The 14,975-nt window shown below is 62.0% G+C and carries 13 protein-coding genes; 5 read left to right on the forward strand and 8 right to left on the reverse strand.

Features of this window, described 5'->3' with window-relative positions; all coding sequences use genetic code 11:
- Positions 1-31: 31 nt before the first annotated feature.
- From ACEN2R_RS00120 to ACEN2R_RS00145, 6 genes are all read right to left on the reverse strand, one after another.
- Positions 32-1,210 carry an SPOR domain-containing protein gene (locus ACEN2R_RS00120; protein ID WP_442037969.1) on the reverse strand — a complete coding sequence of 393 codons (1,179 nt, stop codon included), beginning with the start codon at positions 1,208-1,210 and terminating at the stop codon, positions 32-34.
- Between the two features lie 68 nt (positions 1,211-1,278).
- The gene (gene upp / locus ACEN2R_RS00125) at positions 1,279-1,911 is read right to left on the reverse strand and encodes a uracil phosphoribosyltransferase (protein WP_442037971.1); all 633 of its coding nucleotides are present in this window, start codon (positions 1,909-1,911) and stop codon (positions 1,279-1,281) included.
- Positions 1,911-2,897 carry an adenosine deaminase gene (locus ACEN2R_RS00130; RefSeq protein WP_442037973.1) on the reverse strand — a complete coding sequence of 329 codons (987 nt, stop codon included), beginning with the start codon at positions 2,895-2,897 and terminating at the stop codon, positions 1,911-1,913. Before ACEN2R_RS00130 ends, upp begins: the two co-directional genes overlap by 1 nt.
- Positions 2,897-4,093, reverse strand: a complete 1,197-nt coding sequence (locus ACEN2R_RS00135) for a phosphopentomutase (RefSeq protein WP_442037975.1) — start codon at positions 4,091-4,093, stop codon at positions 2,897-2,899. The genes ACEN2R_RS00130 and ACEN2R_RS00135 overlap by 1 nt, the downstream gene beginning before the upstream one ends.
- The gene (locus ACEN2R_RS00140; RefSeq protein ID WP_442037977.1) at positions 4,093-5,400 is read right to left on the reverse strand and encodes a thymidine phosphorylase; all 1,308 of its coding nucleotides are present in this window, start codon (positions 5,398-5,400) and stop codon (positions 4,093-4,095) included. The genes ACEN2R_RS00135 and ACEN2R_RS00140 overlap by 1 nt, the downstream gene beginning before the upstream one ends.
- Positions 5,401-5,403: 3 nt before the next feature.
- The gene (locus ACEN2R_RS00145; RefSeq protein ID WP_442037979.1) at positions 5,404-5,796 is read right to left on the reverse strand and encodes a cytidine deaminase; all 393 of its coding nucleotides are present in this window, start codon (positions 5,794-5,796) and stop codon (positions 5,404-5,406) included.
- 284 nt (positions 5,797-6,080) lie between these two features.
- Here ACEN2R_RS00145 and ACEN2R_RS00150 point away from each other — a divergent pair, with 284 nt between their 5' ends.
- On the forward strand, positions 6,081-8,363 hold the full coding sequence (locus ACEN2R_RS00150) for an NADP-dependent malic enzyme (protein WP_442037981.1): 2,283 nt from the start codon (positions 6,081-6,083) through the stop codon (positions 8,361-8,363).
- A 271-nt stretch (positions 8,364-8,634) separates the two neighbouring features.
- Positions 8,635-10,524: a propionate-CoA ligase PrpE gene (gene prpE / locus ACEN2R_RS00155; protein ID WP_442037983.1), complete on the forward strand. Its 1,890-nt coding sequence runs from the start codon at positions 8,635-8,637 to the stop codon at positions 10,522-10,524.
- 44 nt (positions 10,525-10,568) lie between these two features.
- Here the strand turns inward: prpE and ACEN2R_RS00160 are convergent, their stop codons facing one another.
- Positions 10,569-11,528, reverse strand: a complete 960-nt coding sequence (locus ACEN2R_RS00160; protein ID WP_442037985.1) for an NAD kinase — start codon at positions 11,526-11,528, stop codon at positions 10,569-10,571.
- On the opposite strand from ACEN2R_RS00160, the gene glyA reads away from it, so the two are divergent.
- Positions 11,527-12,834 carry a serine hydroxymethyltransferase gene (gene glyA / locus ACEN2R_RS00165; RefSeq protein WP_442037987.1) on the forward strand — a complete coding sequence of 436 codons (1,308 nt, stop codon included), beginning with the start codon at positions 11,527-11,529 and terminating at the stop codon, positions 12,832-12,834. The genes ACEN2R_RS00160 and glyA overlap by 2 nt on opposite strands.
- Before the next feature lie 73 nt (positions 12,835-12,907).
- Positions 12,908-13,777 (forward strand): DUF817 domain-containing protein, encoded by an 870-nt coding sequence (locus tag ACEN2R_RS00170; RefSeq protein ID WP_442037989.1) that lies wholly within the window; start codon positions 12,908-12,910, stop codon positions 13,775-13,777.
- On the opposite strand, the gene ACEN2R_RS00175 is transcribed toward ACEN2R_RS00170, so the two are convergent.
- A complete protein-coding gene (locus ACEN2R_RS00175; protein WP_442037991.1) occupies positions 13,746-14,117 on the reverse strand; it encodes a hypothetical protein in 372 nt (123 codons plus the stop codon). The two genes, ACEN2R_RS00170 and ACEN2R_RS00175, sit on opposite strands and share 32 nt — an antisense overlap.
- A gap of 93 nt (positions 14,118-14,210) precedes the next feature.
- Between ACEN2R_RS00175 and ACEN2R_RS00180 the strand changes: the two genes are divergently transcribed.
- On the forward strand, positions 14,211-14,972 hold the full coding sequence (locus tag ACEN2R_RS00180; protein WP_442037993.1) for an alpha/beta fold hydrolase: 762 nt from the start codon (positions 14,211-14,213) through the stop codon (positions 14,970-14,972).
- The last annotated feature ends 3 nt before the right edge of the window (positions 14,973-14,975 follow it).

Below are 14,975 nucleotides of genomic sequence, written 5' to 3' on the forward strand. Positions count from 1 at the left end.
GCAGGGCTTTCAGGCTTGGACTTTGCCGAAATCAGTTGCGCGGAAACGCATCGCGGAACCCGGCGCGGCGCGCGACGTTCAAACCTGCGGCCAGTTGCGCGGGCGATCCGAACGGCCCCGCGACGACGATCTGCAAAGGTTTGCCGCGTTTCGTGATACTGACCAACTGCACGGGCAACCCGAAGGACTGTAGCCGGGATGCGGTCTTTTGCGCGTTCGTCGCAACACCAAAGGTGCCAACCTGAACATAGCGGTGGGCAAGTGTTCCGGCCTGCTGCGGCAGCGCGGCACGGGCTTTGACCGCTGTCGCCACCTTTTGCACACGCGGCGTCACCGTCTTGGTCGAGGCGGTCAGGCGGGTCTGGCGCACCTGTTCAACGCGCGCCGCCTTGGCTACGACCAGCTTGCGCGGGACGGTATTTGTCCAAATCTGCTCCATCTGGGCCTGTCCCTGCGCGGTTCCAAGACCGCGGCTTGGGTTGAGGCGGCCATCATCCCAAGCGGCGCGATAGCCCTTTGGAATGGCGGGCACAGGTGCGGACGATGTGCTGATTACGCTTGGCATGACCTGCGGCGCCATCGTGGTCACATAGCGGACGCCGTTTACCGGGTCTTGTGTTTGCGGGCCGCAGCGCACCGGCATGCCGCTGGAAATATTGATATACTGCCGCCCGATGACGGACAGTTGCGTGCACAGCTCTGACAGGGTCATCGAAACCGGCGCGCGCTTTGCCTGTGCGGGTTTTTGTGGTTTCGCCGCAGCAACAGCCGTGCGGCGGGGCTGCGAGATATTGGAGGCGACGGTGGCCATCGGGCGACCGACGCGTTCGGGCCGTGCCGTGTAGGCCCGCACGGGTGTGCTCGCGACAGGGGGCGGCGCCATCACAATGCGCGGCGCGGCCTGAAACGTGGCGGCGGGTGCGCTCTCGACAAGGGGGGCCTGGGCAAACGCGACAGGGCCGGCGGGGGTCGGCTTCATCCCGCATATCTGCTTGCGGCTGCGCGTCACGCGCGGAATCCAGCGGGTCGCACCGGCGACGCCGGCGCGCACGAAGACGCATCCAGTGCTATCGACATATTGTGCGGATTTGTAGCTTTCGGGCGGAAACTCTGCCGGAGCGTCCGCATCCCGAAGGCTTTGGGCATGACCCGCAGTGGTCCCGATCAAGGCTGCGGATACAATCAGAGTCACGGCTTGTAAGAATTTCATTAGTGCCCCCGCACAGTATTTAGTGGAATACTGCCCGAAGACACCAATTTAGTAAAGGATAAAGCGCCCTATTTAGTCCCGAACATGCGGTCACCCGCATCACCTAGTCCCGGCACAATATATCCATGCTCGTTCAGCCGTTCATCTACCGCTGCTGTGACAATCGGCACATCCGGATGTGCCTCTTTCATCCGCGCGATGCCTTCGGGGGCGGCCAGAAGGCACATGAAACGGATGTTGCTGGCGCCCGCTTTTTTCAACAGGTCAATCGCCGCGACCGACGAATTCCCGGTAGCCAGCATCGGATCGACCGCAATCACCAGACGGTCTTCCAGCTCTGTCGGCACCTTGAAATAGTATTGCACCGGCTTTAGCGTCGCCTCGTCGCGGTAGAGCCCGACAAACCCGACCCGCGCCGAGGGGATCAGTTCCAGCACGCCATCCAGCAGCCCGTTGCCCGCCCGAAGAATAGAGATCAGCGCCAGTTTCTTGCCCGCCAGAACCGGCGCATCCATGGTCTGGATCGGGGTCTCGATGCGCTGCGTCGTCATCTCCAGTTCCCGCGTGATCTCGTAGGCCAGAAGCTGGCTGATCTCGCGCAGCAACTGGCGGAAATGCGCGGTCGGCGTGGTCTTGTCGCGCATGATGGTCAGCTTGTGCTGAACCAGCGGGTGGGTGACGATGGTCAGGTGCTCTTGCATCAGGCGGTCTCCAGTTTCTTGAGGATTTTGTCGCGCGTCACGTCATCGCAAAAAGCGGCGCGGGCGGCGGTTATGTTGATCTCGCGCACGACATCGGCATCCCAGCCGAACGTGCGGTGCAGCATGTCGAATTCGTGGTCCATCGTGGTGTGAAAGAACGGCGGATCATCGGTGCTGACGGTCACCTTCAGCCCGGCCTTGCGCAGCTTTTCGATCGGGTGCGACGCCCAGTCGGAATAGACCCCCAGCGCCACGTTCGATCCGGGGCAAACCTCCAGCACGATGTTCTGCTCGCCCAGTTCGTCAACCAGTCGGGGGTCTTCGATGGCGCGCACGCCGTGGCCGATCCGCTCTACCTTCAGGTGGGTCAGCGCGTCGCGCACCGATTGCGGCCCGCCCCATTCCCCCGCATGCGCGGTCAGGCGCAATCCGGCCTCTCGGGCCATGTCGAAGGCATAGGCGAAATCGGACAGCCTGCCCGCGCTCTCGTCGCCCGCCACACCGAACCCGACGATCCAGTCGCCCGCCGTTTCCGCAGCACAGCGCGCGGTTTTGCGGGCCTGATCGCGGCCGAAATGCCGGACGGCGGTAATCACGCCGCGCAAAACGATGCCGTCGCGCTTTTCCGCCAGATCGGCGGCTTCGCGGATCGCGTGCAGATATTCCTTCCACGCGGACACATCGCCCTTGCCGCAGAAATCCGGCGACAGAAAGGTTTCGGAATAGATCACGCCGTTCGCCGCTGATTGTTCCAGCACGGCCAGCGTCAGACAGTAGAAGTCCTCTGGCGATTTCAGCGTGGTGCAGGCGGCTTCGTAAACCCGCAGGAAATGGACAAAATCATCATAGGCGTAATGGCCCTCGGTGTCGAAGATACCCGACAGGTCCATCTTCTTTTCCTTGGCCAGCCCGCGAATGAAACCGGGGGGGGCCGCACCTTCAAGATGGAGGTGCAGTTCAACCTTGGGGGTGCCGATGAATGCCATCAGAAAAAGCTCCGTCCTTTGCCTTGCGCAGGCACGCCCAGATGGGCGGCAATGCTGGCTGCCACATCGGCGAACCCACAAAGCCCGATGTCCCCCATGCCGCGACCGGATGCAAGCACCGGCACACGTTCGCGCGTGTGATCGGTGCCGCGCCATGTCGGGTCATTGCCGTGGTCGGCGGTGAACAGGATCAGGTCGTCGCCGCGCAGGCCGGCCAGCAATGTGGGCACCTGTGCGTCGAACCATTCCAGCGCGGCGGCATAGCCCGATACATCGCGGCGGTGTCCGTAAAGGCTGTCGAATTCGACAAAGTTGGCAAAGGTCAGGCTGCCATCCTCGGCGGTTTCGATCAGGTCTTTCAGGTGGTCCATCAGCACGGCGTCCGTGCCTTTGCGCACCTCGTCGATCCCGCTCATGGAAAATATATCGCCTATCTTTCCAATGGCATAAACCTTGCGCCCTGCATCCTGCACCCAGTTGCACAGCGTCGGCGCGGGCGGTGCTATAGCATAGTCGTGGCGGTTTCCGGTGCGGGTGAACCCGGTGTCCGGCGAGCCGATGAAGGGCCGTGCGATGACCCGCCCCACCTTCATCCTGTGCAGCATCGGCGCAAGGGTCCGGCACAGGTCCAGCAGCCGGTCCAACCCGAAGGTTTCCTCGTGCGCGGCAATCTGAAGGACGCTGTCGGCAGAGGTATAGACAATGGGCCAGCCGGTTTTCATATGCCGCGCGCCCTCTTCGGCGATGATCACCGTGCCGGATGCGTGACGGTTGCCCAGCAGCCCGCCGGTTCCGGCGGCAAGGCAGATCTCTGTCACCAGATCGTCGGGGAAACAGGGGTCGGTGTCGGGGAAATAATGCCAGTTCCATGGCACCGGAACGCCTGCCAATTCCCAGTGGCCCGATGGCGTATCCTTGCCGCGCGACACCTCTGTCGCGGCGCCCCATACCCCCGTCGGCACGGCATCCAACCCCGGCGTCACCGCGCCAGAGGCATGCCGGATCGCAGCCCCAAGCCCCAGCGCGTCAAGATGTGGAACCGACAAGGCGCCGCTGCGCCCGGTTTGCGCCCGCCCCAGCGCACAAGCCTGCGCGATATGCGCCAGCGTGTTGGCGCCCTCGTCGCCGAACTCTGCCGCATCGGGCGCACCGCCGCAGCCGACGGAATCCAGCACAACCAGAAATGCACGGGCCATCAGGTGATCCTTTGGTAAACGGTGGGGGGAATGTCGGGGTGATCGGGGCCAACTGTGATGGCGGCACGCACGGCCTGTTCCGCCTGATCCGCCGCCTCTTTGGTGGCGGCATGGATCCGCAGCAAGGGGGTCTTTGCATCCACCGCCTCGCCCAGCGGCCTGACATCCGAGAACCCGACAGACGGGTCGATCCGCGCGCCACCGACCAACCGGCCACCGCCCAGATGCACTACCGCCATCCCCAGCGCACGCCCATCCATCGCTGTGACAATCCCCGGCCTCCCCGCGAACACATCGCGGGTCACGGGGGCCGCAGGCAACCGGTCGCGCCAGCAATTCACAAAATCGGCAGGCCCGCCAAGGGCGGCCACCATCCGGCCAAATCGTTCCGCCGCCTGACCGCTGTCAATCGCGCGGTGGATCATCGCAGCCCCCTTTGCCAGATCTTCGGCCAAGCCACCGGACACCAGCAGTTCTGCCCCCAGATCCGCCGTCAGGTCGCAGAGCACAGGATCGACCGCACCGCCCGTCAGCGCCTCCATCACCTCGATGACTTCCAGCGCATTGCCCATGGCCATCACCAAGGGCTGGTTCATATCGGTGATCAGCGCGGTGGTCGGGCACCCCGCGCCATTCGCCGTATCGACAAGGGATTCCGCAAGCGCCACGGCCTCGGTCATCGTTGTCATGAACGCGCCCGATCCGACCTTCACATCCAGCACCAGCCCCTGCAACCCCGCCGCCAGCTTCTTGGACAGGATAGAGGCCGTGATCAGGTCGATGCTTTCGACCGTCGCGGTCACATCGCGCACCGCATAAAGCCGCTTGTCGGCGGGGGCGATCTGCCCGCTGGCGCTGACAATCGCGCAACCGATATCGCCCACTATGGCGCGCAGACGGTCCTCGGTCACTTCGGTTTTCAGACCGGGGATCGCCTCCAGCTTGTCCAGCGTGCCGCCCGTGTGGCCCAGTCCGCGCCCCGAAATCATCGGCACATAGGCACCGCACACCGCCAGCGCCGGGGCAAGCAACAACGACACGCAATCACCGATCCCCCCGGTGGAATGCTTATCCAGAACGGGGCCCGACACATCCCATGTCAGCACATCGCCGCTGTCGCGCATCGCCATCGTCAGCGCGACGCGCCCGACCTCTCCCAGTCCGTTCAGGCAGACCGCCATCGCAAAGGCACCCGCCTGCGCGTCGCTGACCGCCCCATTCGCAAGACCATTCGCGAACCAGACCAACGCCCCCCGGTCAGGCACACGGCCCGCACGCAATTCCGCGATGACGCTACGCGCATCCATGGATCAGCTCCGGTCCATATGCGCCTGAGTGAACACGCCCGGCAACAGTTCTGCCAGCGTCAGGGTCTGCGCATTTCCGTCCAGCGTCGTCATGGTGACCTTGACGCCGCCCTCGCCGAATTCAGACAGTTTTTGCCTGCATCCGCCGCACGGGCTGACTGGCAAGGGGCTATCGGCAATCACCAGCACTTCCGCGATCTGCGTTTCGCCTGCCGCGATCATCGCCGCAATCGCGCCTGCCTCTGCGCAGGTGCCTTCGGGATAGGCCACGTTCTCGACGTTGCAACCGCTATAGATGGCGCCAGATGCCGCCCTGATCGCCGCACCGACCTTGAAGTTGGAATAGGGCGCATAGGCCCGCAGGCGCACCTCTGTTGCGGCTTTCAGCAGGGACATCGCGGCACTCCTTTTACTAGTCGGTCAAACTTTGCGCTGTCCCCCGCAAGGATGCAAGCGCGTCAGACAGGCGTTGCCGACAAAACGCGGGTAAAGTCACGTGGGCCGCCAAAGATCGCCCGAAACACCGCCAAATGCAGGGCATCGGCAGGCGCAATCCGGCACAGTCTTGGGGCACGCCCCGTGATTTGCACGATCAGCCCGATGGACCTTACGAAAACTAGCGGATATAAGCGCAGAAAGATTTAGTTTAAGGCTAAACTAGTTAAGTCGGGGAGAACACAATGGCCGAAGAAACACGCAACGACAGCGCACGGCAGGCGGCACTGGATTATCACGAATTTCCCCGTCCGGGAAAACTCGAAATCCGCGCAACAAAGCCTTTGGCAAACGGACGCGACCTGTCCCGCGCCTATTCTCCCGGCGTCGCAGAGGCCTGCCTTGAAATCAAGGCAGACCCGAGCACGGCCAGCCGCTATACCAGCCGGGGCAATCTTGTGGCTGTCGTCACCAATGGCACCGCCGTTCTGGGCCTTGGCAATATCGGCGCGCTGGCGTCCAAGCCGGTGATGGAAGGCAAAGCCGTCCTGTTCAAGAAATTCGCCAATATCGACTGTTTCGACATAGAGCTGAACGAACCCGACCCTGTGAAACTGGCCGCGATCGTCTGCGCGCTGGAACCCACCTTTGGCGCGATCAACCTTGAAGACATCAAGGCCCCCGACTGTTTCATCGTGGAAAAACTGTGCCGCGAAAAGATGAACATCCCCGTGTTCCACGACGACCAGCACGGCACCGCCATTGTTGTCGGCGCGGCAGCAACGAACGCGATGCATGTGTCGGGCCGTAGGTTCGAGGACATCAAGATCGTGTCCACCGGCGGCGGCGCGGCGGGTATCGCCTGCCTGAACATGCTGCTTAAACTGGGCGTCAAACGCGAAAACGTCTGGCTTTGCGACATTGCCGGTCTTGTCTACAAGGGTCGCACCGAAGAAATGACCGACCAAAAGGCCGAATACGCGCAAGACAGCGACCTGCGCACATTGGACGATGTGATCGCAGGTGCGGATCTGTTCCTGGGCCTGTCCGGCCCCGGCGTGCTGAAGCCGTCGATGGTGGCCAAAATGTCGAAAGATCCGATCATCTTCGCCCTCGCCAACCCCACCCCCGAAATCTCGCCCGATGACGCGCGCGCTGTGGCGCCGAACGCGATCATCGCGACAGGTCGGTCCGACTATCCCAATCAGGTGAACAACGTGCTGTGTTTCCCCTTCATCTTCCGCGGTGCGCTGGATGTGGGCGCGACAGAAATCAACGACCAGATGAAAATCGCCTGCATCGAAGGCATCGCAGCACTCGCCCGCGCCACCACCAGCGCCGAGGCCGCCGCCGCCTATCAGGGCGAACAGATGACCTTTGGCGCGGACTATCTGATCCCGAAACCCTTTGACCCGCGCCTGATGGGCGTGGTGGCCAGTGCCGTGGCGCGGGCCGCCATGGAAAGCGGCGTGGCAACGCGCCCGATCGAGGACATGGTCGCCTATAAGGCAAAGCTGGACGGCTCGGTCTTCAAATCCGCCATGATCATGCGCCCTGTGTTCGAGGCCGCACGCTCTGTCACCCGCCGCATCGTCTTCGCAGAGGGCGAGGACGAGCGCGTGCTGCGGGCCGCCAATGCGATGATCGAGGACACAACCGATACGCCGATCCTGATCGGTCGCCCCGAGGTGATCGAGATGCGTTGCGAACGCGCCGGGCTCTCCATTCGGCCCGGTCGGGATTTCCAACTGGTGAACCCCGAGAACGACCCCCGCTACCGCGATTACTGGAGCACCTATCACGAGATCATGGAACGTCAGGGCGTCACGCCAGATCTTGCCAAGGCCATCATGCGCACCAATACAACCGCCATTGGCGCGGTCATGGTGCAACGCGACGAGGCCGACAGCCTGATTTGCGGCACGTTTGGCCAGTTCAACTGGCACCTGAATTACATCCAGCAGGTGCTGGGCACGCCAGAGCTGCATCCCGTCGGGGCGCTTAGCCTGATGATCCTCGAAGATGGCCCACTGTTTGTCGCCGACACCCATGTGCATGCGGAACCGACCGGGCAGCAGATTGCGGAAACGGCAATCGGCGCCGCCCGCCATGTGCGCCGCTTCGGTGTGACGCCCAAGATCGCGCTTTGCTCGAACTCGCAGTTCGGCAACCTTGACACGCCATCGGGCCGCAAGGTGCGCGAAGCGCTGGCGATCCTTGATGCCAAAGGCTGCGATTTCGCCTACGAAGGTGAAATGCACGCCGACGCCGCCCTCGACGCGGACCTGCGTGCGCGGATTTTCCCGAACGCGCGCTTTGACGGCTCTGCCAATGTCCTGGTCTTCGCCTCGACCGACGCCGCAAGTGCCGTACGCAACGTGCTGAAGGCCAAGGCAAACGGGCTGGAAGTGGGTCCGATCCTGATGGGCATGGGAAACCGCGCACATATTGTAACGCCTTCGATCACAGCGCGTGGGTTGCTGAACATGTCGGCAATCGCCGGAACACCGGTCGCCCATTACGGCTGATCCAGCGGACGCGCCCTGCGGGCGCGACGCCTTTTGTCTCGTGCGCTGACGCGCCCTCGGGTTTTCGCGCTTTGCGCTTGGATATTTGAACCAAGAAGAATCTGATCTTTCTTTGTTCTCAAAATATCCTCGCGCGTAGCGCAAACGGGCCAAAGGCACGTTGTTTAGCGCTATCGGTGACATCATGGCGCAGGTTACCATCTTGCTCGAAGGCCGCCCACCGCGTACCGAAGTTGTGCGGGATACCGCGGCATACCGGAGGAGGACCACCATGCGTTACGTTGATGTCTACAAATCCTGGCAGGATGATCCTGAAAGTTTCTGGATGAAGGCGGCAGACCAGATTGACTGGCACCGCGCCCCAAGCAAAGCCCTGTTCGACGACAACGCCCCCTTGTACGAGTGGTTCTCGGACGGTTTGGTCAACGCGTGCTACAATGCCGTTGACCGCCATGTCGAAGCCGGTCGCGCAGAGCAAACCGCGATCATCTACGACAGCCCCGCCACCCATACCAAACGCCACATCACGTTCGGCGAGTTGCAGGCCCGCGTGGCCTCGCTTGCCGGTGCGTTGCGCGCCAAGGGTGTTGAAAAGGGTGACCGCGTGATCATCTACATGCCGATGGTTCCAGAGGCGCTTGAGGCGATGCTGGCCTGCGCCCGTCTGGGGGCCGTGCATTCGGTTGTGTTCGGTGGGTTTGCCGCGAACGAGCTGGCCGTTCGGATCGACGATTGCACGCCGAAGGCGATCATCGCGGGGTCTTGCGGCATCGAGCCGGGCCGCGTGGTGCATTACAAGCCACTGCTGGACGGCGCGATAGATCTCGCGACCCACAAGCCCGATTTTTGCGTGATTTTCCAGCGCGAGCAGGAAGTGGCAAGCCTGATCGAGGGCCGCGATTTTGACTGGCACGGGTTCCAGCACGGGGTCGCACCTGCGGACTGTGTTCCCGTCGAAGGCAACCATCCTGCCTATATCCTTTACACATCGGGCACCACGGGCGCGCCCAAAGGCGTTGTACGACATACAGGCGGGCATCTGGTTGCGCTGAACTGGACGATGAAGAACATCTATGGCGTCGACCCCGGAGAAGTCTTCTGGGCGGCCTCCGATGTGGGTTGGGTCGTTGGACACAGCTATATTTGCTATGGCCCGCTTGTGCACGGCAACACGACCGTTGTGTTCGAGGGCAAGCCCGTGGGCACGCCGGATGCCGGCACATTCTGGCGGGTGATCGAGGAGCACAAGGTCGCGTCGTTCTTTACCGCACCGACGGCATTCCGCGCGATCAAGCGCGAGGATCCGACCGGATCACTGGTCGGCGACTATGATCTGTCGTCGCTTCGCACGCTGTATCTGGCCGGAGAGCGGGCCGACCCCGCGACCATCGAATGGGCGCAGGCGCAGCTTGGCATTCCCGTGATCGACCACTGGTGGCAGACCGAAAGCGGCTATCCGATGGTCGCCAACCCGATGGGGATCGAGGCGCTTCCGGTCAAGATCGGGTCGCCTTCGGTCGCGATGCCCGGCTATGACGTGCAGATCGTCGACGAGGCTGGCCACCCGATGCCCGCCGGAGAGTTGGGCGCGGTGGTGATCAAGCTGCCATTGCCGCCCGGAACGCTTCCGACGCTTTGGAACGCCGAGGCGCGGTTTAAGAAAGCCTATCTCGAGCATTTTCCCGGCTTCTACGAGACGGGCGATGCAGGCTATATCGACAAGGACGGCTATCTTTACATCATGGCGCGCACCGATGACGTGATCAACGTGGCCGGGCACCGCCTGTCTACGGGCGCGATGGAAGAGGTACTGGCGGGACACCCCGATGTTGCCGAATGCGCCGTGATCGGCGTGGCGGACGACCTGAAGGGGCAATTGCCGCTTGGGTTTGTCTGCTTGAACAAAGGGGCTGGCAGGGATTCGGCCGAAGTGGCGAAAGAGTTGGCAAAGCTGGTGCGCGACAAGATCGGGCCAGTTGCCGCGTTCAAACTGGCGCTTGTCGTGGAGCGTTTGCCAAAAACAAGGTCGGGCAAGATCTTGCGGGCGACAATGGTGAAAATCGCCAATAGCGAGCCGTTCAAAATGCCCGCGACGATCGACGATCCGACGATACTGGACGAGATCAAGGGCGCGCTGCAAACGCTGGGCTACGCCAGGTAATCGCCTGTCGATAGGGCGGTGCCGGGCCCTGATCCCGGCGCCGCCTATTCGAACTGTTCGCGGGTCAATCGCTCCTCTAGCCCGTGACCGGGGTCGAACAGTATCCGGTGCCGGATTGACGGTTCGCTGCGGATCTCCACCCATAGAACATCGCGGACGGATTTTCCGTCTGAATCGGCCATCACAGGCCGTTTTTCAGGCTCTTGCACATCGAACCGGACAACAGCCGTCTTTGGCAAAAGCGCACCGCGCCAGCGGCGCGGGCGAAAGGCCGCCATTGCCGTCAGGGCCAGCACATCGGCACCGATCGGCAGGATCGGACCATGGGCCGAGTAGTTGTAAGCGGTCGATCCGGCAGGAGTACTGACCAAAGCACCGTCGCAGACCAGTTCCTCCATCCGCAGTTTGCCATTGACCGTGATCCGCAGTTTTGCGGCTTGTGGTCCCGCCCGTAGCAAAGACACCTCGTTGATCGCAAGCGCATGGTGTATCTTGCCGTCGGATGTTTCGGCCATCATCGCCAACGGGTTGATCACCTCTTCTTCGGCCTCGGCCAGACGTTCCAGCAGGTTATCTTCGGCGAATTCGTTCATCAGAAATCCGATGGTGCCGCAGTTCATCCCGTACACCGGCGCGGCCAGATCCTGTGTGCTGTGCAACGTTTCTAGCATGAAACCATCGCCGCCAAGCGCCACAATCGCATCCGCTTCGGGGGCGGGCACGTTGCCGTATTTTTCCGACAGACTCGCAAGCGCCTTTTGCGCGGCCTCGGCCCTGCTGGCCGCGAAGGCGATCTTATTGGGGTGGCTCATGCCCTTCCTTTCGGTCGTTGTGAAAGTCTTTGCGCGTGCCGAAAGGAAACACAAGCCTTGTAACCGCAACACCAATGTCCGCCGTTGCATCAGTTTGGTCGCTTTGAGGGCTTTCGATGCGAAATGACATGGGGTAAACACGCCCAATCTGCCACTACGGCCATTGCTGCCCGTCTCAAGGAGATGCCCCATGAACGCACCCCACCGCGACACATCGAAAGACGCAGGTTTCTTTACCGAAAGCCTTGCCTCGCGCGATCCAGAGCTTTTCGCCTCGATCACCCAGGAGCTTGGTCGCCAGCGCGACGAGATCGAGCTGATCGCCTCCGAGAACATCGTCTCCAAGGCGGTGATGGAGGCGCAAGGCTCTGTCATGACCAACAAATACGCCGAAGGGTATCCCGGCAAGCGTTACTATGGCGGCTGCCAGTATGTTGACATCGCAGAGCAGTTGGCGATTGACCGCGCCTGCGCGTTGTTCGGATGTTCGTTTGCCAATGTGCAGCCCAACTCCGGCTCGCAGGCGAACCAGGGCGTATTCACGGCGCTGTTGCAGCCCGGCGATACGATCCTTGGCATGAATCTGGCCTCGGGCGGTCACCTGACCCACGGCGCCGCCCCGAACCAGTCGGGCAAGTGGTTCAACGCGGTCCAGTATGGCGTGCGCGAAGACGACAACCGGATCGACTATGATCAGGTCGAGGCGCTGGCAAAAGAGCACCAGCCAAAGCTGATCATCGCCGGCGGGTCCGCCATTCCTCGCCAGATCGACTTTGCCCGTTTCCGCGCGATTGCCGATATGGTCGGTGCGATCCTGCTGGTCGATATGGCGCATTTTGCGGGTCTGGTGGCCGGGGGCAATCACCCCTCGCCGTTCCCCCACGCCCATGTTGCCACCACGACCACGCATAAAACCCTGCGCGGCCCGCGCGGCGGCATGATCCTGACCAACGACGAGGCGCTGGCGAAGAAATTCAACTCTGCCATTTTCCCCGGCATTCAGGGCGGCCCCTTGATGCATGTGATCGCCGCCAAGGCCGTCGCATTCGGCGAGGCGCTGCGCCCCGAGTTCAAGACCTACACCGCACAGGTCATCAAGAACGCGCAGGCAATGGCGGACCAGTTGCACAAAGGCGGGCTGGAAACGGTCACCCACGGCACCGACACCCATGTTCTGCTGGTCGACCTGCGGCCCAAGGGCGTCAAGGGCAATGCCACCGAAAAGGCATTGGGCCGTGCGCATATCACCTGCAACAAGAACGGCATCCCGTTTGACCCCGAAAAGCCGATGGTCACCTCTGGCATCCGTCTCGGCTCTCCGGCTGGCACCACACGCGGTTTCTGCGAAGCCGAGTTCCGCCAGATCGCCGATTGGATCATCGAAGTGGTCGACGGCCTTGCCGCCAATGGCGAAGAGGGCAACGCAGAGGTCGAGAACCGCGTAAAAGCGCAGGTCGAGGCACTGTGCAAGCAATTCCCGATCTACCCGGAATTGTAATTTCGCATCAGGGTGACACGACCGGAAGGGGGCCGCGCGGCCCCCTTTTTATTACCCAAAGGACCAATGCGACGTGACACAGCATTCTACCCGCCAGATCGAGCGTATTCTGGGCGACCGCGTTCGGGCGCATCTGCCCCCTGCGCTGGCCGAATTTGTCATGTTCGGACTGAAACAGGGCTGGGCCTGCCTGTTTGGCGGTCTGATTTTGGCAGCGATCCTGCTGACCCGCGCGGTCTGGCAAGATGACTGGCCCATATACCGGTACGACGCGCTGGTGATTTTTGCACTGGCCACGCAAGCCCTGTTTTTATGGGCGCGTCTGGAAAGCATGGACGAGGCGAAGGTCATCTTGCTGTTTCACCTGACCGGCACCGCGATGGAGATTTTCAAGGTGCAGGCAGGATCATGGACCTATCCAGAACCCGGCCTGCTGAAACTAATGGGCGTGCCATTGTTTTCGGGCTTCATGTACGCCTCTATCGGGTCCTATATGGCGCGGGTGATCCGTATTTTTGATATGAGTTTCACCCCCTACCCGCCATTCTGGCTCACGCTGGTTCTGGCCACAGCGATCTACGTCAATTTCTTCGCGCATCACTTTGTGCCGGACATACGGATCGGGTTGTTTGCCGCCACAGTGCTTGTCTTTGGCCGCACGCGCATCTGGTTCACCATCGGCAATGCGCGGTTCTGGATGCCGCTGCCGCTGGCGGCGTTTTTATCCAGCATCTTTGTCTGGCTGGCAGAGAACATCGGCACGGTGACCGGAACATGGGCCTATGCCGGTCAGCACAGCCTGCAAATGGTCAGCTTTGACAAAATGGGCTCCTGGTATCTGCTGTTGTACGTCAGCTTTGTCACTGTCTCTCTGGTGTTCCGCGACGCGATGGGCGCACCGTTGGAGCAGGCTAAAGAAAGCCGCGCCAAACCAGCACGGTGATGATCGCGGCGAACAGCACCAGGACCATGAACGCGATCCCGCCCAGCCAGTTCAGGAACTGGTTGCGACGGCGGGCCGCCACATCTATCGCTTCGAAATGCCGGACACAGGCGTCATAGGCCGCATTTGCCCTTGCGGGGTCGATCATCTTGACCAGCTTCGGGTTCGCGGCCAACTTTGACGCTTGCGCCAGAAACAGCGCGTCAGACCGCACACGGCGCGGCACAAGGCGTCCGGCCTTGCGTAACCGCGCCTCTAGATCCTTGCCACGCATCCCAAGCTTGTCCCGCAAAAGCGCAGAGATATGCTCTGCCTGCTCTTGCACCATCTGTGTTGCCATATTGTCCCCCGGTCGGGAGTCAACTTACCCCCGGTGCAGGCGACCCTCAACAGCCACTGGATGCGGCGGGTGAAAGGCGTTAAACTCCGATGCATGCTGAACACACTTGTCACAGGCCCCGCCACGTCCCGCCCCCCCCTTTTGATCGTGCACGGCCTGTTCGGGTCGGCGCGGAACTGGGGCGTTATTGCCAAACGGCTGTCGGATGTGCGGCAGGTTCTGACCGTCGACATGCGCAATCATGGCGAAAGCAAATGGACCGCGACCCACAGCTATGCGGACCTTGCCGAAGATCTGGCCAAGGTGATCGCGGCCCATGGCGGCAAGGCCGATGTCCTTGGGCATTCGATGGGTGGCAAGGCGGCGATGACGCTTGCCTTGACCCACCCCGAGGTCGTCAACACGCTGATCGTGGCCGATATTGCCCCCGTGGCCTACAGCCACAGTCAGGTGCAATTCATCGACGCCATGCGCGGGCTTGACCTGAATGGCCTTACCGCGCGGTCACAGGCAGACGCACGCCTTGCGCAGGTGGTTGACGACGCCGGCATCCGCGCTTTTCTTCTGCAATCGCTTGATCTGAAGCCGGATCCGGCCCGCTGGCGCCTGAACCTTGATACGCTCGAGGCCGAGATGGGCAAGATCGTCGGCTGGGAACCGGTCGGGGGTCAATTCACCGGCCCCGCCCTTTTCCTGTCGGGGGCGAATTCGGATTATGTGAAACCAGAATACCGTGCCGGGGTCAAATCCCTGTTTCCCGCCGCGCGTTTCGCGAAAATTCCCGGTGCGGGCCATTGGCTACACGCCGAAAAGCCCCGCGAATTCGAAGCCGCGATCGCGGCCTTTCTGGGGTAACGC

Source organism: Pseudogemmobacter sp. W21_MBD1_M6 (genome assembly GCF_052119585.1).
Taxonomy (GTDB): Bacteria; Pseudomonadota; Alphaproteobacteria; order Rhodobacterales; family Rhodobacteraceae; genus JBGQOJ01.

Bases quoted from the DNA above. Each gene is read 5' to 3' on its own strand.
- ACEN2R_RS00145 (WP_442037979.1), bottom strand. From the start codon at position 5,796: ATGTCCCTGCTGAAAGCCGCAACAGAGGTGCGCCTGCGGGCCTATGCG.
- prpE (WP_442037983.1), top strand. From the start codon at position 8,635: ATGCGTTACGTTGATGTCTACAAATCCTGGCAGGATGATCCTGAAAGT.
- ACEN2R_RS00180 (WP_442037993.1), top strand. From the start codon at position 14,211: ATGCTGAACACACTTGTCACAGGCCCCGCCACGTCCCGCCCCCCCCTT.
- ACEN2R_RS00120 (WP_442037969.1), bottom strand. From the start codon at position 1,210: ATGAAATTCTTACAAGCCGTGACTCTGATTGTATCCGCAGCCTTGATC.
- ACEN2R_RS00140 (WP_442037977.1), bottom strand. From the start codon at position 5,400: ATGGATGCGCGTAGCGTCATCGCGGAATTGCGTGCGGGCCGTGTGCCT.
- ACEN2R_RS00150 (WP_442037981.1), top strand. From the start codon at position 6,081: ATGGCCGAAGAAACACGCAACGACAGCGCACGGCAGGCGGCACTGGAT.
- upp (WP_442037971.1), bottom strand. From the start codon at position 1,911: ATGCAAGAGCACCTGACCATCGTCACCCACCCGCTGGTTCAGCACAAG.
- ACEN2R_RS00130 (WP_442037973.1), bottom strand. From the start codon at position 2,897: ATGGCATTCATCGGCACCCCCAAGGTTGAACTGCACCTCCATCTTGAA.
- ACEN2R_RS00160 (WP_442037985.1), bottom strand. From the start codon at position 11,528: ATGGGGCATCTCCTTGAGACGGGCAGCAATGGCCGTAGTGGCAGATTG.
- ACEN2R_RS00135 (WP_442037975.1), bottom strand. From the start codon at position 4,093: ATGGCCCGTGCATTTCTGGTTGTGCTGGATTCCGTCGGCTGCGGCGGT.
- glyA (WP_442037987.1), top strand. From the start codon at position 11,527: ATGAACGCACCCCACCGCGACACATCGAAAGACGCAGGTTTCTTTACC.
- ACEN2R_RS00175 (WP_442037991.1), bottom strand. From the start codon at position 14,117: ATGGCAACACAGATGGTGCAAGAGCAGGCAGAGCATATCTCTGCGCTT.